The organism is Corynebacterium ulcerans, from assembly GCF_900187135.1.
In the GTDB taxonomy this organism is placed as follows: domain Bacteria; phylum Actinomycetota; class Actinomycetes; order Mycobacteriales; family Mycobacteriaceae; genus Corynebacterium; species Corynebacterium ulcerans.
Genome location: NZ_LT906443.1, coordinates 321536 through 343981, shown reverse-complemented (window position 1 = coordinate 343981; position 22446 = coordinate 321536). Strand labels below are relative to the sequence as shown.

19 protein-coding genes are annotated in these 22446 nt (G+C 52.8%); all 19 read left to right on the top strand.

Annotated features, from left to right (window positions below):
• The first annotated feature begins 57 nt into the window (after positions 1-57).
• Positions 58-1290 carry a glutamine-hydrolyzing carbamoyl-phosphate synthase small subunit gene (gene carA, locus CKV68_RS01480; protein ID WP_095075464.1) on the top strand — a complete coding sequence of 411 codons (1233 nt, stop codon included), beginning with the start codon at positions 58-60 and terminating at the stop codon, positions 1288-1290.
• A gap of 21 nt (positions 1291-1311) precedes the next feature.
• Positions 1312-4674, top strand: a complete 3363-nt coding sequence (carB, locus tag CKV68_RS01475) for a carbamoyl-phosphate synthase large subunit (protein ID WP_013911605.1) — start codon at positions 1312-1314, stop codon at positions 4672-4674.
• A 21-nt stretch (positions 4675-4695) separates the two neighbouring features.
• Positions 4696-5520 (top strand): orotidine-5'-phosphate decarboxylase, encoded by an 825-nt coding sequence (pyrF, locus tag CKV68_RS01470; RefSeq protein WP_038619955.1) that lies wholly within the window; start codon positions 4696-4698, stop codon positions 5518-5520.
• A gap of 352 nt (positions 5521-5872) precedes the next feature.
• A complete protein-coding gene (mihF, locus tag CKV68_RS01465) occupies positions 5873-6196 on the top strand; it encodes an integration host factor, actinobacterial type (protein WP_013911603.1) in 324 nt (107 codons plus the stop codon).
• Between the two features lie 3 nt (positions 6197-6199).
• Entirely contained in the window at positions 6200-6775 is a 576-nt protein-coding gene (gene gmk / locus CKV68_RS01460; protein WP_014525831.1) for a guanylate kinase, read from the top strand.
• A gap of 121 nt (positions 6776-6896) precedes the next feature.
• Positions 6897-7175 (top strand): DNA-directed RNA polymerase subunit omega, encoded by a 279-nt coding sequence (gene rpoZ / locus CKV68_RS01455; protein WP_013911601.1) that lies wholly within the window; start codon positions 6897-6899, stop codon positions 7173-7175.
• A gap of 105 nt (positions 7176-7280) precedes the next feature.
• Positions 7281-8519, top strand: coding sequence for a bifunctional phosphopantothenoylcysteine decarboxylase/phosphopantothenate--cysteine ligase CoaBC (gene coaBC, locus CKV68_RS01450; protein ID WP_095076212.1), 1239 nt, complete (start codon positions 7281-7283; stop codon positions 8517-8519).
• 183 nt (positions 8520-8702) lie between these two features.
• Positions 8703-9932, top strand: a complete 1230-nt coding sequence (metK, locus tag CKV68_RS01445) for a methionine adenosyltransferase (RefSeq protein WP_014525829.1) — start codon at positions 8703-8705, stop codon at positions 9930-9932.
• Between the two features lie 66 nt (positions 9933-9998).
• Positions 9999-12044, top strand: a complete 2046-nt coding sequence (locus tag CKV68_RS01440) for a primosomal protein N' (protein WP_095075463.1) — start codon at positions 9999-10001, stop codon at positions 12042-12044.
• A gap of 127 nt (positions 12045-12171) precedes the next feature.
• Entirely contained in the window at positions 12172-12681 is a 510-nt protein-coding gene (gene def, locus CKV68_RS01435) for a peptide deformylase (protein ID WP_013911596.1), read from the top strand.
• A 42-nt stretch (positions 12682-12723) separates the two neighbouring features.
• On the top strand, positions 12724-13665 hold the full coding sequence (fmt, locus tag CKV68_RS01430; RefSeq protein WP_014525827.1) for a methionyl-tRNA formyltransferase: 942 nt from the start codon (positions 12724-12726) through the stop codon (positions 13663-13665).
• Complete coding sequence (locus CKV68_RS01425; protein ID WP_014836447.1) at positions 13662-15176, top strand: RsmB/NOP family class I SAM-dependent RNA methyltransferase; 1515 nt, start codon at positions 13662-13664, stop codon at positions 15174-15176. The genes fmt and CKV68_RS01425 overlap by 4 nt, the downstream gene beginning before the upstream one ends.
• A gap of 83 nt (positions 15177-15259) precedes the next feature.
• Positions 15260-15934: a ribulose-phosphate 3-epimerase gene (gene rpe / locus CKV68_RS01420; RefSeq protein WP_013911593.1), complete on the top strand. Its 675-nt coding sequence runs from the start codon at positions 15260-15262 to the stop codon at positions 15932-15934.
• Between the two features lie 13 nt (positions 15935-15947).
• A complete protein-coding gene (gene ribD / locus CKV68_RS01415; RefSeq protein WP_038622741.1) occupies positions 15948-17009 on the top strand; it encodes a bifunctional diaminohydroxyphosphoribosylaminopyrimidine deaminase/5-amino-6-(5-phosphoribosylamino)uracil reductase RibD in 1062 nt (353 codons plus the stop codon).
• 136 nt (positions 17010-17145) lie between these two features.
• Entirely contained in the window at positions 17146-17787 is a 642-nt protein-coding gene (locus tag CKV68_RS01410) for a riboflavin synthase (protein ID WP_095075462.1), read from the top strand.
• Positions 17788-17803: 16 nt separating this feature from the next.
• The gene (locus CKV68_RS01405) at positions 17804-19150 is read left to right on the top strand and encodes a bifunctional 3,4-dihydroxy-2-butanone-4-phosphate synthase/GTP cyclohydrolase II (protein WP_329786522.1); all 1347 of its coding nucleotides are present in this window, start codon (positions 17804-17806) and stop codon (positions 19148-19150) included.
• 12 nt (positions 19151-19162) lie between these two features.
• Positions 19163-19636: a 6,7-dimethyl-8-ribityllumazine synthase gene (gene ribH, locus CKV68_RS01400; RefSeq protein WP_013911589.1), complete on the top strand. Its 474-nt coding sequence runs from the start codon at positions 19163-19165 to the stop codon at positions 19634-19636.
• 204 nt (positions 19637-19840) lie between these two features.
• Entirely contained in the window at positions 19841-20407 is a 567-nt protein-coding gene (locus CKV68_RS01395; protein ID WP_013911588.1) for a PH domain-containing protein, read from the top strand.
• Between the two features lie 8 nt (positions 20408-20415).
• On the top strand, positions 20416-22443 hold the full coding sequence (gene uvrC, locus CKV68_RS01390; RefSeq protein WP_095075461.1) for an excinuclease ABC subunit UvrC: 2028 nt from the start codon (positions 20416-20418) through the stop codon (positions 22441-22443).
• Positions 22444-22446 lie beyond the last annotated feature (3 nt).

Genomic DNA, 22446 nt, shown 5'->3' with positions numbered 1-22446 from the left:
CGTAAATCTGAGGTAAGCAGGGGTACAGCATGCTCCCCCAAAATTTTTAAAGGGAAAATGACCACAACTTATTCACCCCAGCGCGATTATCGCGGTGCGGACATAAATACAGCTAAGAAAGGCGACACAGTGACGTCGACGTTCCAGAATCGATCCGAAGCCGTCCTTGTTCTTGCAGACGGACGCATCTTCCGAGGTCAATCCTTTGGCGCTTTAGGGACCACGCTTGGCGAAGCCGTATTTACTACTGCGATGACTGGTTACCAAGAGACCATGACCGATCCTTCCTATCATCGCCAGATCGTTGTATCCGCGGCACCTCACATTGGTAACACCGGATGGAATGATGAAGACAGCGAGTCTTATGGAGAAAAGATCTGGGTTGCAGGACTAGCGATCCGAGATCTTTCTCACCGTGTTTCCAACTGGAGGGCTTCTCGCAGCCTTGAAGAAGAGATGCAGGCTCAGAATATTGTCGGAATCTCCGGACTAGATACCAGGACCATCGTCCGACATCTCCGCAATTTTGGCTCGATCTCGGCAGGCATTTTCTCAGGGGAGGACGCTGCTCGGAGCCCTGAAGAACTCGTAGAGATTGTTAAAGGACAGCCGAGCATGGCTGGTGCTGATCTTGCCGGTGAAGTATCAACCGATGCACCGTATGTGGTCGAGGCAGAGGGGGAGACCACGTTTACAGTGGTCGCCTATGACATGGGCATTAAAACAAATACTCCTCGAAACTTTGCGGCGCGGGGCATACGGACAATCGTGGTTCCAGCCAACACCCCATATCAGGAGATTGAGGGATACAACCCTGATGGTGTGTTTATCTCCAATGGCCCTGGTGATCCTGCTACCGCAGACGTTATGGTGGGGATCGTCCAAGAAATTCTTGAGCGCAAAATCCCGCTATTCGGCATTTGCTTTGGCAACCAGATCCTTGGGCGGGCCTTAGGACTGAAGACCTACAAGATGAAATTCGGGCACCGAGGGATTAACGTTCCCGTCCTCAACCACCTCACCGGGAAAATCGACATCACAGCGCAAAACCATGGTTTCGCGCTAGAAGGCAAAGCCGGAGAGACATTTGAAACTCCGTTTGGTGATGCACACGTAACGCATACGTGCCTTAATGACGACACTGTAGAAGGCGTTGCCTTGGGCAACGGCCTTGCTTATTCCGTTCAGTATCACCCCGAAGCAGCCGCTGGTCCTCACGATGCAAACCCGCTGTTCGATCAGTTTGTTGAACTGATGTCCACCCACAACTCCGCTGTTACTGCGAACTAAAACCAGGAAGGTTTTTAAAATATGCCTAAGCGTACTGACATTAAACACGTCCTGGTTATCGGATCTGGCCCTATCGTTATCGGTCAAGCCTGCGAATTCGACTATTCGGGCACTCAGGCATGCCGGGTGCTTAAAGAAGAGGGTCTTCGTGTGACCCTAATCAACTCCAATCCGGCGACTATCATGACGGATCCAGAGTTTGCAGACCACACGTATGTTGAGCCTATCCAGCCGGAATACATTGAAAAGATCTTTGAAAAAGAGATGGCTGAAGGCCATCCGGTTGATGCCGTGCTTGCCACGCTAGGTGGTCAAACCGCACTGAATGCGGCTATTCAACTTGACCGTCGTGGATCCCTGAAAAAATATGATGTGGAGCTCATTGGCGCTGACATTGATGCGATCGAACGCGGCGAAGATCGACAGAAATTCAAAGATATCGTTGCTAAGGTCGGCGGAGAATCTGCTCGTTCTCGTGTGTGCCACAATATGGATGAAGTCTATGAGACAGTTGAAGAACTCGGTCTTCCAGTGGTGGTACGTCCTTCCTTTACCATGGGTGGGCTTGGCTCCGGCTTGGCATTTAACCAAGAAGACTTGGAACGCATCGCTGGTGGTGGCTTAGCAGCTTCCCCCGAGGCGAATGTCTTGATCGAGGAATCGATTTTAGGGTGGAAAGAATACGAGCTTGAATTGATGCGTGATGGCGCGGACAACGTGGTTATTGTCTGCTCCATTGAAAACGTCGACGCACTGGGTGTTCACACAGGAGACTCCGTAACGGTCGCGCCTGCGCTTACCCTCACAGACCGCGAGTATCAGAAGATGCGCGATCAAGGTATCGCCATCATTCGGGAAGTCGGCGTAGATACCGGCGGCTGCAACATCCAATTCGCGGTGAACCCGGCAGACGGTCGATTGATCACCATTGAGATGAATCCGCGTGTGTCTCGTTCCTCGGCTTTGGCTTCAAAGGCCACGGGCTTCCCGATCGCAAAGATTGCAGCGAAACTCGCTATTGGTTACACACTGGATGAAATCACTAATGACATCACAGGGGTCACTCCTGCAGCTTTTGAACCGACGCTAGACTACGTAGTGGTGAAGGCACCACGTTTTGCCTTTGAAAAGTTTGTGGGTTCTGATGACACCCTGACGACCACGATGAAATCAGTCGGCGAGGCTATGGCTCTGGGACGCAACTACATTGCGTCGTTAGGCAAAGTCATGCGTTCTTTGGAGAACAAGCAGGCAGGTTTTTGGACCACCAGCGATGAGGCTTTTGCAGGGGAGCGAGCACAAGACGTTGATGCAGTGCTGGAGGATCTGAAACGTCCTACGCAAGGACGAATTTATGACGCAGAACTTGCGCTTCGTCTGGGCGCTAGCATCGAGCAAGTCCATGAAGCCTCAGGGCTTGACCCATGGTTCCTCGCAGAGCTGCAAGCGCTTGTGGATTTCCGTGAGGAGCTAGTCGCTGCACCAGTTCTCGATGAGCCCTTGCTACGTCGTGCGAAGTTCCTGGGGCTGTCCGATAAACAGATTGCTGCTCTGCGTCCGGAGTTTGCGGGGGAAGACGGCGTGCGTCGTCTGCGCTGGTCTCTAGGCGTGCGTCCTGTTTTCAAAACAGTAGATACGTGTGCTGCGGAGTTCGAAGCTACTACTCCGTACCACTATTCCGCCTATGAATTGGACCCGAACGCTGAGTCCGAGGTTCGCCCGCAGGTAGAAAAAGAGAAAATGATTATCCTGGGTTCGGGTCCGAACCGGATTGGTCAGGGTATTGAGTTTGACTATTCCTGTGTCCATGCCGCACTTGAGCTCTCACGCGTGGGCTATGAAACAGTGATGATTAACTGCAACCCTGAGACTGTTTCTACTGATTATGACACTGCGGATCGTCTTTACTTTGAGCCGTTGACCTTTGAAGACGTCATGGAGGTCTACCACGCAGAGTCTCAATCCGGCACGGTAGCAGGAGTTATTGTCCAGCTAGGTGGGCAAACTCCGTTGGGACTAGCAGAGAAACTGAGAGATGCGGGGCTTCCTGTTATCGGCACCAGCCCAGAGGCAATCGACCTGGCCGAGGACCGTGGCGAGTTTGGAAATGTCCTTAAAGCCGCGCAGCTGCCTGCACCGGAATTTGGCACGGCTACCTCGTTTGAGGATGCCAAAGAGGTTGCCTCTCGGATTGGCTATCCAGTGCTTGTGCGTCCTTCCTATGTCCTAGGCGGCAGAGGAATGGAGATCGTATATGACGAAAAAGCGCTGCATAGTTATATTGATCGGGCCACAGAGATCACTAGCGATCACCCAGTTCTTGTGGATAGATTCCTGGATAACGCGATTGAGATCGATGTTGACGCGCTATGCGACGGCGAACATGTCTATCTCGCCGGCGTGATGGAGCACATCGAGGAAGCCGGAATCCACTCGGGCGATTCTGCTTGTGCGCTTCCACCTATGACCCTGGGCGCAGAAGATATTGAAACCGTAAGGCGCTCTACTGAGGCGCTTGCACATGGTATCGGTGTGCGAGGACTGATGAACGTCCAATACGCTCTCAAAGACGACATCCTGTATGTCATTGAGGCTAACCCTCGGGCATCGCGTACAGTCCCATTCGTTTCAAAGGCCACAGGAGTGCCACTTGCTAAGGCAGCAGCTCGCATTATGGCTGGGGCGACAATCCCTGAGCTGCAACAAGAAGGGATGATACCCACAGACTTTGATGGAGGCTCTTTACCGGAGCATTCTCCTATCGCAGTCAAGGAAGCTGTGCTGCCGTTTAACCGTTTCCGCCGGCCAGACGGAAGCATGCTTGACACGCTGCTGAGCCCAGAGATGAAATCCACTGGTGAGGTCATGGGGCTCGCAGATAACTTCGGTGCGGCCTACGCTAAGGCAGAACAAGCCGCCTTCGGGGCGTTACCTACCTCTGGCACGGTCTTTGTCTCGGTAGCTAACAGGGATAAAAGGACGCTCATTTTCCCGATTCAGCGCTTGGCGTCGTTAGGCTTTAAAGTGCTGGCAACATCCGGTACTGCGGGGATGCTGCGTCGTAATGGCATTGAGTGCGAGGTTGTTCTCAAGCAGACGCAGGCGAGGGAAGCTGCAGAGCAAGGCGATCTGGGTGGTCGTCGTTCGATCGTTGACATCATCAACGCGGGTGAAGTCGATCTCATCTTAAACACGCCTGCCGGCTCATCTGGTGCACGCCATGATGGCTACCAGATCCGTGCAGCGGCGGTTTCTGTGGGAGTTCCGCTGGTAACCACAGTTCAAGGTGTTACGGCTGCGGTGCAGGGCATCGAGGCGCTGCAACAAGGCGAGCTCAGCGTGCGTCCACTGCAAGAACTAGATCATTCATTGAGTGGAAAGTAAGACACAGTGGAACAACCACAGATAACTTTCGGTGAGCGGCTTCGGCGTGCTGGAATCGCTCACGGCAGGCTATGCGTAGGCATTGACCCACATGCAGCTTTGATGGAGCAGTGGGGACTGTCTTCGGATGTCCGGGGCTTAGCGACGTTTACGGAGATCTGCGTGGAGGCTTTTGCAGGAAATACTGCGCTGGTAAAACCGCAGGTTGCCTTCTATGAATCCTATGGTTCCTCGGGATTTGCCATTTTGGAAGATGCAATCGCGCATTTGCGCGACGCTGGCACCTTAGTGCTTGCCGACGCCAAGCGTGGAGACATTGGATCCACAATGGCGGGTTATGCCAGCGCATGGCTAAACGATGCGTCACCGCTGTGTTGCGATGCGGTGACGGTGTCTCCCTATCTGGGATACGGTTCGCTGAAACCAGTAGTGGACATTGCAGAGCAGAAAAACCGAGGGGTCTTTGTTTTAGCTGCGACATCTAACCCCGAAGCGCGTGCGTTGCAAGACCAGCAGGATGACCAAGGGCGAACGATATCTCAGCAGATCGTGGATTCAGTAGCTCAGACTAATTCTAGGCATGCTGAGACTGGTAGCGCCGGAAATATCGGAGTAGTGGTGGGAGCAACCCTTGCTAAGCCTCCACAGCTGTCTCAACTCGCTGGTCCTGTCCTGCTCCCCGGCGTGGGAGCACAGGGGGCGACAGCGGAGGATATATCGCGGATTACTGAGGGCATAAAGGACCTTGCTTTCCCAAATATCTCTCGTGCGATCCTTGCACAGGGCCCGTCGGTGGAAGCTCTTAAAGAAGCAACAGCTCTCGCCGTATTAGATTTTAGAGATTAATGTTTTCCCAGCTAGTGGGAGTTTGAGAGACTGCAGGTTGCCATTTGGTGACCTGCGGTTTTTCACCTTTTTAGGTTGATTACCTAGACTTTTGCAATCGGATGCTAGACTAAACCGGAAATCAACGCGGTGTCGCGGGTTTTAGTATGTTCCATCGCAGTGTGGTGGATGACTAAAGCTCATTGGATGCGGCACTGGGATTGAATTTTTCAGTGTGGCGCTTTCAAAGAAGCTGAGCAAAATTTTTTGAGAGTGTTTGTGCAGTGGAGACTTCAAGAAATGTGTATCGTTGATTGCCGGCGCATATAGCGTCACAAATCCCCAATAATAAATTTCGAATCGGAGGAACCCCGTGGCCCTTCCCAAGTTGACCGACGAGCAGCGTAAGGAAGCCCTCGCTAAGGCTGCTGAGGCCCGCAAGGCACGTGCAGAGCTGAAAGAACAGCTCAAGCGCGGTGACATCACGCTCAAAGAGGTACTGAATAAGGCATCTTCTGACGAGATTATCGGCAAGACCAAGGTTTCCGCTCTCCTCGAGTCTCTTCCTAAGGTAGGCAAAGTTAAGGCCAAGGAAATCATGGAGGAGCTGGAGATTGCTCAGACACGCCGCCTGCGTGGTCTTGGCGATCGTCAGCGTCGCGCTCTGCTTGAGCGCTTTGGCTTCTCCGAGGATTAATCAATGACAGGCGATAACCCAAAAGGTCGGCTAGTCGTTTTAGCTGGACCATCTGCTGTGGGGAAGTCCACGGTGGTTCATCGCCTTCGCGAGGAAGTACCGAACCTCTACTTCAGTGTTTCGATGACCACAAGGGCACCGCGTCCCGGTGAAGTTGATGGTGTGGATTACTTCTTCGTGACTCCCGAGGAGTTTCAGTCTCGTATCGACGGTGGAGATATGCTCGAATGGGCAGAAATCCATGGTGGATTGCAAAGGTCTGGAACTCCCGCGGGGCCTGTGGAAGACGCGTTGTCAGCCGGCCGTCCTGTGCTGGTTGAAGTCGATCTTGTTGGTGCTCGTAACGTCGCGGCGTTGAAGCCCGATGCAGAGACCGTTTTCCTAGCTCCGCCATCGTGGGAAGTCCTTGTGGATCGTCTTACTGGGCGGGGAACGGAGCCTGAAGACGTGATCAAGAGGCGGCTAGAGACTGCACGTCAGGAGCTAGCATCCCAGGATGAGTTTAAGCACGTTGTAACCAACGATAAGGTTAATGAGACGGTCGCTGAGATTCGGGATATCCTGCTCGGGTGTTGCTAATCTCCCGTTTCGGGTATGCAGCAGGAACCGTGGCAACGCCGCAGAATGAAACCTTGAGGTTTTATGCGGCCTAGTACAGCACAACTACCAAGCTTTTTAAGAAAAGGTGTCAGTGAGCAACGTGACCAACGTTACTGAGAACAACGATGGCGTTTATGATGCGCCAACCGGCATTACCGCTCCGCCGATCGACGATCTACTGAAGCGAGTATCGTCGAAGTACGCATTGGTGATTTTCGCGGCAAAGCGAGCTCGCCAGATCAATAGCTACTACCAGCAGGCGGACGAAGGCGTCTTCGAATTCGTTGGTCCTCTGGTCACGCCTGAGGCTCAGGAAAAGCCGCTGTCTATTGCACTTCGCGAGATTGAGCAGGGACTGCTCGATCACGAGGAAGGCTAATAACCACCGCGGTGTAACCGCTCTGGTTTGCTCTTACTTAGACCCCTTTACCTCCGGTTTCGGTGTAAAGGGGTCTTCTTCAATGAGAAAGGTCGGGTGCTTTCCGTGTCTAAACCTCGGAAGGTTGTAGTAGGTATCGCTGGGGGAGTCGCAGCGTATAAGGCTTGTCATGTGGTGCGAGCTTTTAAAGAGCTTGGTGATGAAGTACGAGTAGTACCTACCGCGAATGCATTAAAATTCATCGGCGCTGCGACACTGGAAGCATTGTCGGGGAACCCCGTTACCGCCAGCGTTTATGATCGCGTGGATGAAGTACAACATGTGAACGTCGGCAAGCAAGCAGATCTTATCGTTATAGCTCCTGCCACTGCGGATCTTCTCGCACGAATGGTTGCGGGCCGTGCCGACGATCTCCTCACGGCTACGCTGTTGGTTGCTACATGCCCTGTGGTTGTAGCGCCAGCTATGCACACGGAAATGTGGCTGCATCCAGCGACTCAAGAAAATGTTCGTACTCTCCGACGTCGAGGAATTAAAGTTCTTGACCCAGCGCATGGTCGCCTTACTGGGGCCGACTCGGGCCCTGGTCGGCTGCCCGACCCCCAGCAGATCGTCGATTTAGCATTAGCTGTGTATGAAGGCGCTGACCTGCCTCGGGACTTAGAAAACCGTAAAGTGGTGATCTCTGCCGGAGGAACGCAAGAACGGATTGATCCGGTGCGCTATATTACCAATAGCTCTTCAGGTCGCCAGGGATTCGCATGCGCGGAAATTGCCGCACAGCGAGGGGCGGAAGTTGTGGTAGTTGCAGGGCGTACTGATGAATTACCTGTGCCGTTGGGGGCGCGCGTGATTCGCGTTGCTTCTGCGCGGGATATGCATGAGGCGTGTATGGCTGAAGCTACGGATGCGGATATTGTGGTGATGTCTGCAGCTGTTGCGGATTATCGACCAGCGTCTGTGGCACCTTTGAAATTAAAGAAGGGCTCTGCTGATGCTGCGCTATCTCGTATAGAACTGGTGGAGAATCCCGATATTCTTAAATCCCTAGTAGAAGCACGGCACGATAGTCAGATCAAGGAATCAGCGGTTATCGTGGGGTTTGCTGCAGAAACAGGGGATTCCTCACATAGCGCACTCGATTTTGCTCGAGAAAAAATCTTGTGTAAAGGCTGCGACCTTTTGATGTGTAATGAGGTCGGGGAGGGGTTGGTCTTTGGGGAGACACGTAATCGAGGCTTCTTGCTGCATTCTTCTGGCGACTGTCAGGAAATTCCCGATGGCTCTAAACTACGTGTGGCTTCTAACATCCTGGATGCAGCAGTGAAAAATCTTGGTCAATGACGTGTGGCGGACTAGACCAGCCTGGTAACACCAGTAAGGTTCGTCTCATTCTTCGGGCTTGTCTTGTTAGACAGCTTGGTCTATATTATGTGTCGGATATAGGCGATTAGGAATCGTCTTGTGAGCGCACACCAGTTGTTATGGCGTAACGCCTTCAGCACTCTTAGGTAAGGACAAAACTTAGTGACTCAACACTCTCAGGCGAAGCTTCGCCTGTTTACCAGCGAATCGGTGACCGAAGGCCACCCAGACAAAATCTGTGACGCTGTTTCAGACACGATTTTGGATGCGTTGCTCACCGTCGACCCTCACGCACGTGTTGCGGTAGAAACCGTAACCACAACCGGTCTGGTCCACGTGGTTGGCGAGGTTCGGACATCGGGATACGTTGAGATTCCCAAGCTTGTCCGTGACAAACTGATCGAGATCGGATTCAATTCTTCCGAGGTCGGCTTTGACGGTCGTACCTGCGGAGTAAGCGTTTCCATCGGTGAGCAGTCCCAAGAAATTGGTGCAGGCGTAGATCAGTCGCATGAAGTGCGTTCTGGTTCTCAAACGGATGAGGATGATCAAGCAGGTGCTGGCGATCAGGGGCTGATGTTCGGTTATGCAACCAAGGAAACCGCCACTTTGATGCCGCTGCCCATTGATCTGGCACACCGGTTGTCCCGTCGTTTAACGCAGGTTCGTAAAGAAGGTATCGTGCCAAACCTGCGTCCTGACGGAAAAACACAGGTCACCTTTGCCTACGATGAGGCCGGGAAACCAGTACACCTGGACACCGTTGTGGTATCTACGCAGCACGATCCACAGGTCACCCAAGAATGGTTGCACGAGCAGATTCGTGAAAACGTTGTTGATTGGGTTCTCCGTGACGCCGGAATCGCTGGAAACCTAGCTGATAACGAGTACACGCTGTTGGTTAACCCCTCAGGCTCCTTCATTGTTGGCGGCCCTATGGGTGACGCTGGTTTGACTGGCCGCAAAATAATCGTGGACACGTATGGAGGAATGGCTCGGCATGGTGGCGGAGCTTTCTCCGGAAAAGATCCGAGCAAAGTTGACCGATCTGGCGCCTATGCAATGCGGTGGGTAGCCAAAAACATAGTGGCGGCTGGTCTTGCCGATCGAGCAGAAGTCCAAGTTGCTTATGCGATTGGTCGCGCTAAACCCGTGGGGCTCTATGTGGAGACCTTCGGTACCGCGCACGCGGAGCTTACTGATGAAAAGATTCAGCAGGCAGTGCTAGAGGTTTTCGACCTGAGGCCGGCCGCGATTATCCGCGATCTAGACCTATTGCGCCCCATCTATGCTGATACCGCAGCATATGGACACTTTGGTCGGGATGACCTAGATCTGCCTTGGGAAAAGACCGACCGAGTGGACGCTCTGCGCTCGGCTGTGGGCTTCTAGTTCTCTCATGTTTGTGTAGAGAACCTTCGAGTGGTTTACCCACTCCATCACAATCGTGGAGTCAGAATGTATGATTTCCACATGCCTAAGACCCGTGAACCTGCTCCGCATTTGCCAGTGGCACGGGTCTTACCTCTTTTGGGTATTGCTCACCTCGATCGTCCTTTTGAATACCTCATTGACTCGACACAAGACGCAATAGCTCAGCCGGGGGTGCGAGTGAGAGTCCGCTTCGGAGGGCGCTTAGTGGATGCTTTGCTGCTTGAGCGGACTTCGGATCAAGAGCACGAGGGCCAACTTAAATGGTTGGAACGCGTAATCTCTCCGGAAAAAGTCTTCACCCCAGAGATGCGGAAGCTTGTCGACGCCCTAGCTGTCCGTTACGCCGCGGTCACGTCGGATCTTATCCGTGCTGCTCTTCCCTCACGTCATGCAAAGGCTGAAGAATCTGATACGGCTCAGCCGTGGGAAGACTTTGGCGAGGTAGAAGAGCCAGATTTATCTGCATGGGCTACATATGTGCACGGTCAGTCTTTTGTGGATGCGATAATTTCTGGCAAAACTGCCCGTGCGGCGTGGCAAATTACTCCAGGGGACGATTGGTCAGCCGCCATATCAGCATTAGCAGCTAAGGTGGCCAAGGATGGCGGCGGAGTGCTCATCGTGGTTCCTGATCAACGTGACGTAGACAAGATGGAACAGGCGCTACGTAACCACGTTTCCGCGAAACACATCACTGTGCTTACATCTGCACTTGGACCGCAGGCCCGTTATCGTAGGTTTTTAAGCATTCTCCACGGCCAAGGTCGATTGGTAATAGGGACCCGCAGCGCGGCCTTTGCGCCAGTGGCCAATCTTGCTTTGGCAATCATAAAAGACGATGGGGATGAGAACCTTTCTGATCCTAGAGCTCCGTATGTTCATGCTCGCGAGGTTCTGACTACTCGGGTGAGCCAACAGCAGTGTTCATTGCTGATAGCAGGGCATTCGCGCACGGCAGAGACCCAGTTGTTGGTCGAATCCGGATGGGCGCATGATCTTGTGGCTTCTCGTGACCGAATTCGCGCCCAGATGCCAAGGATTCGCGCTATTGCCGATTCGAATAGCGCATTAGAACGCGACCCTTTGGCGTTTTCCGCACGGATGTCCTCTACCGCGTTTCAAGCATTACGAGCAGGACTTCAACGCGAAGAACCAGTGTTGATTCAAGTACCGCGCAAAGGATACGTTCCCACGCTTTCTTGTGGAACATGCCGTTCTCCTGCCAGGTGCAGACACTGTAATGGTCCTTTGGAGTTGCCCTCCGGCTCAGAGATGAATGGGATGGGGGCTTTACCCACATGTCGTTGGTGTGGCCGTCCGGATTCGCATTATCGCTGCCCACAATGTGGTTCAAGCAAGCTTCGTGCCGTCGTGCTGGGAGCTGAGCGAACTGCTGAAGAAATAGGTAGGGCTTTTCCCGGAGTAAAGGTGATTACCTCTGGTGGGCAAAGGGTTATCGACTGGGTACCAAACGAACCCGCTTTGGTCGTGTCCACTCCCGGCGCTGAGCCAAATGTTATGGCGGGGCGTTACGGTGCTGCTGTGTTTTTGGATGCTTGGGCTTTGATCGGCCGACAGGACCTTCGGGCAGGAGAAGATACGCTCGCTAAATGGGCGGCTGCGGCGACGTTGGTTGCCCCGCATGACGTGGGTGGAGAAGTTATCATTGCGGCGGATGCTAGTTTGCCGCAGGTTCAAGCCCTTATCCGATGGGATATGGTCGGTGCTGCCCATCGAGAACTGCTGGAGCGACGAGAAGTACACTTCCCACCTGCGGCGCATATGGCGGCTATCGATGGAGCGCGCACTGCGTTGGATGCTTTTCTTTCGTTTACTCATTTGCCGCCCCACGCTGAGATTTTAGGACCAGTCGATCTACCTCCAGGAAGTAAACTCCCTGGTGAATATGATGAACGTGAGTATGGTCCGCCTCAGCGAATCTTGATTAGGACCCCACTGGCCGGGCGTAACCAATTAGGTCAAGCCTTACGTGCTGGGCTAATTGAACGTGGGGCGCGTAAGGAAGAACTGCCGCTTCGCATTAAGGTAGATCCCATTAAGGTGGGATAAAGCTTACGCAGCCCTGCTACCTTAAGTAAAAGGATGCTGGCGAGCGTCGACAAGCTTCATTGCACCATGGCGCAGCTAGCAAAAATTTTATGTGAACCTACTGAACTTAAAAAGGAACTGTATTCTCTTGACCATTCGTGACATCAGATTTTTTGGCGATCCGGTCCTTACTACACGCGCAGATGAAGTAACCGTCTTTGACAAGGGTTTGGAAAACTTGGTCAACGATATGCTTGAAACAATGGACGCGGCAGGTGGTGTAGGACTTGCCGCCAACCAAGTGGGAGTGACCAAGAGAGTATTTGTTTACGATTGCTCGCATATAGAGGACGGTCTGCGAGGCCACATCATCAACCCAGTATGGGAGCCTATCGGGGAGAACACTCAACTAGGGCCAGAAGGGTGTTTGTCGATTCCTGATGTTCAGGAAGACACAGTTCGTTTTGAGACAGTGAAAGTCACAGGTCAAGACGTGTCCGGAAAAACTTTTTCTATGGTGGCCTCCGGTTTGATGTCACGCTGTATCCAGCATGAGACGGACCATCTCGACGGGATTTTGTTTCTTAAAAGACTTGATAAAGAACACCGTAAAGAGGCGATGGCAGCCATCAGGCAGTCTGAATGGTTCAACGCTTAACTGAGACAATTCAGTCGGATCAGCATACTCAAGAAGGATAAAATGCGTCTTATATTTGCGGGGACTCCAGAACCCGCAGTCGTTGCTCTGGAAAAATTACTCGCCAGTGATCACGAGGTGATCGCGGTCCTCACTCGCCCGGATGCGCCCAAAGGACGAGGGAGAACTCTACAGCCCTCTCCTGTTTCTGCGCTTGCACAACAACACGGGATAGAAATACTCACCCCAACCAGCATCAAGCCTGGAACCCCCGATGGGGAAGCTTTCCGCGCTCGGCTGGAAGAACTATCCCCGGACTGCGTCCCCGTAGTTGCCTATGGCAATTTGATCACGCAAGATCTGCTCGACGCAGTACCTCACGGGTGGGTTAACCTTCATTTTTCCTTGCTTCCCGCGTGGCGTGGAGCAGCGCCAGTGCAATCGGCCATTCGCAATGGAGACGCCGTCACCGGTGCTACAACATTCCGCATAGACCAAGGGCTAGACACCGGTGACATTCTGGGTACTTTGAAAGAACCCATCAACCCCACAGACACCTCAGATGATTTGCTCACTCGTCTGGCCTATGCCGGCGCGGACTTGTTGGTAAAAACGATGGACGACCTGGCAGCAGGGAAAGCAGAACCACGGCCACAAGTTGGCGAGCCCTCATACGCTCACAAGATTCTCACTGACGATGCACAAATAAAGTGGGATGCGACCGGCGCAGATATCGACCGACTCATCCGCTCAGTCACTCCTGGCCCTGGTGCATGGACAACGCTGGACGGCCAACGCTTTAAACTTGGCCCCGTCACGTATATACCCGCGGAGGAATGCTCAGCAGCGGCAGGGGAGATCGTGATCGAGAAAAATCGAGTTCTAGTAGGTACCCATCACGGATGCGTGAAGCTAGACATGATCCAGCCTCAGGGAAAGAAAAGGATGCAAGCATCGGATTGGGCCCGTGGTCTACACAATAAGGAAGGACTGAGGTTCGAATGAGCCAAGGAGGATTTAGATCTCGATCGCGATCTGCAGGAAAACCTAATCCTGATAGAACTGCGGGCAGAGAACCGAACGCACAACGCACCTACGGGCAAAAAAAGCGACCGCAGAGCAATCGCAGATCCGGGGGACGTGCTCAGGAAAACCGTGCCCCACAAGGCGGATTCCGGAAACTATCCGGAGTTGATACCGCGCGAAGCGTCGCTTTTCATGTTCTCCACCGCGTAAGCTCAGAGAACGCCTTTGCCAACCTCACTCTGCCCAAACTGCTGAACAAAGCCAACGTGCACGGCAGAGACGCTGCCTTTGCCACTGAACTGACTTATGGAACATTACGTACAGTAGGCGTACTTGACGCGTTGATCGGGGAGTGCTCATCACGGGGACTGAATACGATTCACCCTGAGCTCTTGGATGCGCTACGCCTTGGCGCTTACCAGCTGATGTACATGCGAGTGGAACCCCACGCGGCCGTAGACACAACAGTCCGTATCGTAGAAGCTCTAGGGCACGATAAAGCCAAAGGATTTGTTAACGGAATCCTGCGCACCATTTCTCGGAGCACACCCGCAGAATGGATGGATCGACTCGCACCGCAGAGCGAAGTCGCAAACATTGCATTCCGTACCGCGCATCCCGAATGGATAGCACACAGCTTCTCACGCGTCGTGGGACTGTCCAACCTGGAAGAAACACTTCGAGCAGACTCAGATCGACCGATCGTGCACTTGGTGGCTCGCCCCGGCGAGATTAGTGCATTAGAACTATCGCTCATCACCGGAGGAGAACAAGGCAAATACTCGCCTTATGCCGTCTACCTTGAAAGCGGTGATCCTGGCGAACTAGAACCCGTTCAACAACAACTAGCAGCCGTGCAAGATGAAGGAAGCCAACTCATCGCACGCGCCCTAGCAGAAGCACCCGTTGACGGAACTGATACTGGTCGCTGGCTGGACCTCTGTGCAGGACCCGGAGGCAAGGCAGCACTACTCGGCGCACTCGCGCGTATCGACGCCGCCCACGTAGACGCCATAGAGATCTCCGAGCACCGCGCGCGCCTTATCGAAAAGACCGTTGCCGGCCTGCCCGTCCGAGTAAAAGTCGCTGACGGACGCAACCCAGGCCTCAGCGATGGATACGACCGCGTCCTCGTCGACGCTCCCTGCTCAGGGCTTGGAGCTCTGCGTCGTCGCCCCGATGCTCGCTGGCGCAAACAGGAATCAGATATCACTGAGCTGGTCCCGCTCCAAAAGGAACTTCTCGCCTCAGCATGCACACTCGTCCGTCCTGGCGGTGTTGTGGTGTACTCAACCTGCTCACCAGATCTACGCGAGACCCGCGACATCGTTGACCATGCGCTCACTCATCTAGGAATGGTGGAAGAAGACGCAGCTGCTTTGGTGCCTGAGATGTCCCACACTGGAGAATATAAATCCGTTCAGATGTGGCCCCATCATCATGGAACCGATGCCATGTTCTTTGCTGTGCTGAAAAAACCAAGTGTATAAATCCATTTTTCACACCTGGATTGGCCGCCCCGAATAGTGCTTCTCATTTCTTGCTGCTTAGGTCGTAGCTAAGATACTGAGTTATGACTACAGAAGCGCGCCAACCCATTATCGCTCCGTCGATCCTTTCCGCTGACTTTTCCAAGTTAGGGGAAGAGATCGCAGAGGTGTCACACGCCGATTGGATCCATGTGGACATTATGGATGGCCATTTTGTCCCCAACCTCTCTTTTGGTGCGGACATCACCAAGGCCGCACATAAATCGACGGATCAACCTCTTGACGTCCATCTGATGATCGAAAACCCTGAGAAATGGGTAGATAACTACATCGATGCTGGCGCTAGCTGCGTGATCTTCCATGTAGAAGCCACCTCCAACCCCAGTGCACTGGCACAACACATCAGAGAACGAGGCGTTCGCGCCGGGTTCTCTTTGCGCCCTGGCACGGCTATTGAGCCGTATCTTCCACACCTGGAGGAGTTTGATCAGGTTTTGGTGATGAGCGTGGAACCTGGGTTCGGTGGGCAAAAATTTATGCCTGATCAGCTTGAGAAAGTTCGGACGTTGCGTCAAGAGATCGATACGCGAAATCTAGACGTCATTATCGAAATCGATGGCGGAATTTCCGCAGAGACCATAGCGCAGGCTGCGGAAGCCGGTTGCGATGCTTTTGTGGCTGGTTCGGCGGTATATAAGCACAGTGATCGCAATGCTGCGATTGATGAGCTTCGGGAATTGGCGCAGCGTGCACGATAACAAGAGAATTGGCTTGCCCTTTGGATTGAATAGTCAAGGGGCGGGCCTTTTTGCTGAACACAGAGATCTCACTACTTATGAGCTTTCTGCGTCAGTCATGGCTGGTTTATACGCAGCAGTTGAACAAGGAGAAAAAGCCCAGGGATCGACGAGTCCTAACCCACCAGTAGGGGCCGCCGTGGTTTCTTCGCAAGGAGACATCGTTGGAGTTGGATGTACCCAACCAGTAGGAGGTCCGCATGCTGAAGTCATGGCGCTTCAAGCGGCCGGCACTGCTGCTCGTGGTGCCACGATTATGGTGACACTGGAACCTTGCCAGCACCAAGGAAGAACTGGCCCTTGTACACAAGCTCTCCTTGACTCAGGAATCGCTGAGGTCATCTATTGCCTTAAAGACCCAGGTGGGAAAGAAGGCGGTGGGCACGAGTTTTTGCAGAAAAATGGAGTCCGCGTTACTTTTTTGGATTTGCCGATTCGGGCTCTACGCCCCTGGCTACAGGCTCAGCACTTACAACGCCCCTATGTAGTGGGGAAATCGGCTCATACGATAGACGGTTTTATTGCAGCAGCGGACGGCACCTCTCAGTGGATTACTGGTGAAGCAGCACGCGGTTATGCAACTAACCAACGGAAAATGTTTGACGCAATTGTCGTAGGAACCGGAACTGCTTTGGCGGATAACCCGAGGCTTACCGCGAGAGACCCTAAAGGGAAAGAGCTTCTATCTCAACCTCTTCGTGTTGTCGTCGGCTCGCGAACACTACCTGAGAACGCACACCTCAATGATCCGACTGTCTTGAAGTTTTTGGATCTGGATGAGGCTCTGCACAATCTGTGGGACAGAGGATGCAGGTATGTGCTTTTAGAAGGAGGCGCAGGGCTTATTGCCTCAGCATTTGAGAGCGGCGTTATTGATGAATTTCATGATTATTCCGCACCGCTATTCCTAGGGGCGGGTAGGAACGCTCTTGCTCGCAGCATTTCTCCCACTCTGAGTGATGCCACGCACATGCACACGCAACGGGTAGAGCTACTGGGAGAGGACGTCCTGCGGGTCTTGGTAAGACAGCAATAATTCAAGCTCCAGGAACAAGACGCTTTTCGCGGAGCCGTGTGGTTGGCGGCCTTTCTGGGGGGTAGTTCAGAATGCGTGGGGCGTCGATAAGCATTTCGTAGTACAACAATCGTGAATAAGAGAATGAAAGGGAAAAATGTTTAGCGGAATAGTAGAAGAAGTCGGTACTGTGGCAGCCCTGGAGGAGCTATCGGATTCCGTTGTTCTTTCCATTGCAGCGCATAAGGTGCTTGAAGGCACGTCGTTGGGGGACTCCATAGCGGTGAATGGGGTGTGTTTGACTGTTACTGATATCCAAAAAGGCTTTTTTAGCGCGGATGTCATGCAGGAATCACTCGTACGTTCGTCTTTAGGGGAGCTTACGGTAGGGGCACCGGTTAATCTGGAACGCGCATTACGTGCAGATGGGCGTCTCCACGGCCATATCGTCCAAGGTCATGTGGATGGCACTGCGGAGTTGATAGCGCAAGAACAATCAGAGCATTGGACTGTTCTGCGGTTCACACTGCCTCAAGAGCTGTCTCGCTATGTAGTAGAAAAAGGTTCGATTTCTGTGGACGGAACCTCGCTTACCGTCTCCGGGTTAGGGGAAACCGAGGGGAATCATTGGTTTGAAGTATCCCTTATCCCTACTACTTTGCAAGCCACAACACATGGACAGCGTCAGCTGGGTGACCGTGTGAACCTCGAAGTAGACGTATTAGCCAAATATGTGGAGCGGATGCTCACAGCGCAAGCGGTTCCCCCGGCGAGCATCGTGAACCTGGACGCGCGCTAGAGTTATCATCGTGACTATCCATATCGACACACCCGGTCAGACAGCTCACGATAACGCTGAATACTCTGATCGCGTCCGCCTCGACTCCGTGGATACTGCGATTGCGGATATTGCTGCGGGGAAAGCCGTTATCGTCGTTGATAACGAGGATCGTGAAAACGAAGGCGATATTATTTTCGCTGCGGAAAAAGCAACGCCTGAGCTTGTAGCTTTTATGGTCCGATATTCTTCGGGATACATCTGTGCGTCTTTGACTGGCAAAGATTGTGACAGGCTAGGGCTTCCTCCGATGGTCGCCCATAACCAAGATGCCCGAGGAACTGCATATACGGTAACCGTGGACGCCAACACGGGTTCTACCGGAATTTCCGCTACTAGCCGGGCACATACCATTCAAGCATTGGTGGATCCTGCTTCAACCCCAGGAGACTTTACTCGACCAGGACATGTGGTTCCGCTACGAGCTTTACCTGGTGGCGTTCTTGAAAGGCCTGGACACACGGAAGCGGCTGTTGATTTAGCCCGACTAGCTGGTTTACGCCCCGCGGGTGTGTTGTGTGAAGTGGTAAGCGAGGACGATCCCACCGACATGGCCCGGGGCCCTGAGTTGCGTCGATTTGCAGATAAACACGGCCTATCCCTGATCTCCATTGACCAGATGATCGAGTGGCGTACACAACATGACCCAGTGAAGCTCTATAAAGACCCGGCGGGTACGGATGCACAGGTTGTCACGCCGATAGCCGAACGGGTGACATCTACCCGGCTGCCCACAGACTTTGGATTTTTCACGGCCGTGGGATACCGAGCCCTATCTGACGGAGTGGAACACGTGGCACTCGTGGTCGGTGATATCGCTGATAATGACGGCGCAGATGTCCTCGTTCGTGTCCACTCGGAATGCTTGACGGGAGATGTGTTCGGGTCCAGGCGTTGTGATTGTGGTCAGCAACTTCATGCATCGATGGCAATGGTTCAGGAAAAAGGGCGCGGCGTGGTGTTATATCTGCGAGGCCAAGAGGGTCGGGGAATCGGCTTAGCTGAGAAACTACGGGCATATCATCTTCAAGATGGTGGGGTAGATACCGTAGACGCGAACCTTGCTTTGGGCTTGCCTGCAGATGCCCGTGATTATGGCATAGCTGCTTTTATCCTGCATGACCTGGGTGTGCAGTCAGCTAACTTGTTGAGCAATAATCCCAGCAAGCATGAGGGCTTGACTCGTTACGGCTTGGAGGTATCTGGTCGGACGCCTGTAGAAGTTTCAGTGAATGAAGACAATCTTCGCTATTTGACCACAAAGCGGGATCGGATGCGTCATGATCTGCCTTGGATTGAAACGTATGTGAATGAGCACGAGTAATAAGGAAGCTTTATGAGCAAAGAGGGACTACCGGATATTACGCATGTCGACGCTACAGGCTTGACTATCGGCATCGTTACATCGACATGGAATGAAGAGATCTGCCAGAGATTGCACTCAGAAGCGATCGCAGCAGCACAACGGTGCCATGCACAGGTGATTGAGCGTCGGGTGATAGGGGCGTTAGAACTCCCGATAGTGGCGCAACGTTTGGCTAAGCTTTGCGACGCCGTCGTAGCGTCAGGATGCGTCATCCGCGGTGGTACGCCCCATTTTGACTATGTCTGTGATTCTGTAACTCAAGGGCTTACCCGGATCGCTCTTGATGAGCAGACTCCCATCGGCAATGGTGTGCTGACTACAGAGAATGAAGACCAAGCCAGGGATAGGGCTGGGTTTGAAGATTCTGTAGAAAACAAGGGAGCAGAGGCTACCGTGGCAGCTCTCCATACAGCGGTGGTACTTCGTTCTTTAGACGGTGCCTAAAACTGTCGCGGGAGTATGGTAGAGCGATAAGGTAAAATCTTTCTAAATATGGTGAAAAGAAACAGCTGAGCAGCCAACGAGTAGGTGGCTGGCTATGCAACCGAGTAGGATGTTCAGCGATTCGTGTAAGGCAGGTAAGAGTGCTAGATTGCCTGCTTCGCTGATCGCCGAAAACAATGTTGAGAAGGTCGTGGAGAACGTACAGTGGACGCACAGTCGGAAGAAAATGTGAAACTGGGTAGCCCGAACTCCGAGGCACGATCTGAACGTCTCACTGAGGCGGAGATTCACCAGTATGTCGCACAAGATGCGCCGTTGACTACGACCAAACCTTGGGAGCAGGTGGTCACTTCCCGAAAGCTAAAAATATGGGCTTGGGTGAGTGCTGTTGTTGTTCTTGGGCTCCACATTTTTTTGGCAATCGTCGTCGCAATCGGAGATACCGGTACGACTGTCACATTGATTGATCAGTGGGGTTATCTTCTCGTCGGAGTTGTTTTCGCTGGACTCTTTTTCTTAGCTTTATCTCGCCCCCGTGTTCGAGTCAATGAAGACGGAGTCGATGTACGTAACTTCATCGGGTCTCGATTCTATCCATGGGTTTTGGTGTATGGTCTTAATTTTCCAGAGGGAAGCCGCATGGCGCGACTTGAGCTTCCTGACTTTGAATACGTCCCGCTTTGGGCTTTCCAATCTGCAGATGGTCTTGAAGGGCTGCAAGCTGTAGAACGCTTCCGAGCGCTTGAAGCAAGCTATATGCCGGAAGATTAAGGCGCATCGTGGCTGATCCTTCAACGTATCGTCCCGCCCCTGGTTCCATCCCTACGGACCCAGGGGTATATAAATTTCGTGATTCTCATGGCCGGGTAGTGTACGTGGGAAAAGCGAAGAATCTTCGCTCACGCCTGTCTAATTATTTTCAGGATTTATCTGTACTGCATCCGCGTACTCGACAGATGGTAACCACAGCATCGTCTGTGGAGTGGACCGTGGTAAGCAGCGAAGTTGAAGCGCTGCAACTGGAATATACATGGATTAAGAAATTCGATCCTCGCTTCAATGTGAAGTATAGGGATGATAAAACCTACCCAGTCCTTGCTGTTTCCGTGGGAGAAAGGTTCCCTCGGGCATTCTTCTACCGTGGTCCGCAGCGCAAAGGTATCCGCTATTTCGGTCCTTATTCTCATGCTTGGGCAGTGAGGGAAACCTTGGATCTATTAACACGAGTGTTTCCTGTCCGAACGTGTTCAAAAGGGGTCTTTAATAGACATGACTCTTTAGGACGTCCTTGCCTCTTGGGCTATATAGACAAGTGCTCTGCTCCGTGCGTCGGCAGAGTGACTGAGCAAGAGCATCGCGATATTGTCAACGGATTTTGTTCGTTTATGGCCGGGAAAACAGATGCAGTGGTGGCCTCTCTCAATTCGCAGATGCTTACAGCTGCCGAGGATCTGGATTTTGAGCGCGCAGCACGGCTGCGGGATGACCTGCAGGCTGTACAGAAGATCACGGAACAACAGGCCGTGGTGTTGGGTGATGGTACCGATGCTGACGTTATAGCAATAAGCGCAGACGATCTAGAAGCTTCCATTCAGCTTTTCCACGTTCGTGCGGGTCGAATCAAAGGGCAGCGCGGGTGGATCGTAGAGCGCACGGATAATTCGAAAGAGGAGCTACAAGAACTGCTACAGGCTTTTCTTATCCGTTTCTATTCAGATGCAGTGCAGTTGGAGGAGGAAACCAGCAAAGAAGAGGCGAACGTTGTACGGCGTGGGGTAGACCAGTTCTCATACGTCGATGAACATTTAAGCTCCTATCAACTACGAGGAAGCATGGTCCCTAAAGAAGTCCTTGTAGAAATTGAGCCTTTGGATATGGAGCACACCAAAGTAGTTCTTTCACAATTGCGTGGGAGTTCGGTAGACCTACGTGTACCGGTGCGTGGTGATAAGCGGGCGCTCACGGAGACTGTGCATGCGAATGCAGTGGAAGCACTGCGCCAGCATAAGCTTAAACGAGTTGGTGACCTTACTGCCCGTTCGGCGGCGTTGCAGGAACTGCAGGAAGCGCTATTTTTGGAAGAAGCACCGCTACGGATTGAATGCATTGATATTTCGCATATCCAAGGAACAGACGTCGTCGCCTCTCTCGTTGTTTTTGAAGACGGTTTGCCCAAGAAATCCGATTATCGAAGGTACAAAATCAAGGATGCCGCGGGCGATGGGCATTCGAATGATGTGGCTTCTATTGCAGAAGTCGTGCGCCGGCGGTTCATCCGGCATAACAAGGACAAACTCGTTGTTCCGGAGGCCGAAGAATTTGATGGTTCGACTTTTTCAGATGAAACGGTGGAACACAGTAAAAGGTTTGCATATCCGCCGCAATTATTCATTGTCGATGGTGGTGCGCCACAGGTGGCGTCCGCTGATGAGGTCTTTGAAGAGCTCGGAGTACATGACGTTGCCTTGGTTGGCATCGCGAAACGCTTGGAGGAACTGTGGGTACCTCAAGACGATGAACCAGTCATTCTTCCGCGTAATTCGCAGGCCATGTATCTCATCCAACAAATACGAGACGAAGCACACAGGTTTGCCATTACGTTTCATCGTCAGCAACGCTCTAAGAGGATGCGTGCTTCTGCGTTGGATGGCATCAAAGGCCTAGGTCAGGCACGGCGAAGCGAGCTGGTCAAACACTTTGGTTCGGTGAAAAAATTGAAGGCTGCATCAGTCGAGGACATAGCCGCGGTTAAGGGATTCGGCCCACGGTTAGCTCAGAACGTATTTGATGCTCTGCGAGCAGAATGACTT